The 952-nt window shown below is 32.6% G+C and carries 1 protein-coding gene; it reads left to right on the top strand.

Annotation, left to right across the window (positions count from 1 at the left end):
- Window positions 1-485 precede the first annotated feature (485 nt).
- The coding region (locus BAZSYMA_RS08185) for a hypothetical protein (RefSeq protein ID WP_143243170.1) at window positions 486-952 on the top strand (467 nt) is incomplete at its 3' end.

Here is a 952-nt window from a genome sequence, read left to right on the forward strand (position 1 = left end):
TTCGTTAGTTGTATCGTTTGTAGTTTAAAATTTTCATAAACGCATAAAGTTTGGTTGGTTAATGAGGGGCTTGGTTGCCTTTGGTTTTTACCTAATGGGTGAAACTGTTTTTTGGTTGAAATCATTATGCCAGTTGGGGTTTGTGTGTTTTGTTTGGTTTTTATTTTTGGATTGGGGAAAGGTCTGAAAAAGTAATAATATAGCTACTTTGTGAATGAAAATTGTATTTTTATGAATTATTTTTGGGCTTGTACAGTAGCCTCTTTCATTTCGCTCCACTTCTTGATATAATGCCTTTGTTCAAAGGTTAGTTGTTTATGCATAATCCACCTGTTTTCTTAAGCAAAAACCAAGGATTGTAAACACTGGCTAATCTTTGAACCCAAATTCAAATATTCAAAGATTGAATGTATTTTTGACTTTGACTTGACCTAAAGGGTCAAGTCAAAAACACATTCTTTGCGGTTAAACTAAGTGGTGCGTTTATGATGAGAATTTACAAAATAATAAAATTGCATGCCTTAAGTTTGCTGTTTGTTGGCAGTTTTAATGTGTTAGGCACTGAATGTAAGATTAAAAATGAAGATTTAATATATGAAATTACATCATCAGTTTATTCATATTCAAATGACACTAAAACCGGAACTTGTAAATGCAAAGCAGGATATAAGTTTAGGGTTGACATGATCTCTACCTCTATACAAGCATTAATAGCTTCAAGAAAAGATAATTTATTTACAGCGTCATTTGTAAAAGAAGGAAAGAAGCTACAGTGTGCTACACCAAAAGATGACACAGAACTATCGCCAGCTGCTTGGACGATATCTATTTCCATATTTTCTGTAGTAGCTATTGGTTCATTGATTAAGTCTATTAGGTCGTATTATATTTCTAGGAACACTCGCAATACAGATACAATTGAAATGCTTGATCGTAATCTACTTCCAAGAAA

This window comes from Bathymodiolus azoricus thioautotrophic gill symbiont (assembly GCF_001298715.1).
Lineage (GTDB): Bacteria > Pseudomonadota > Gammaproteobacteria > PS1 > Pseudothioglobaceae > Thiodubiliella.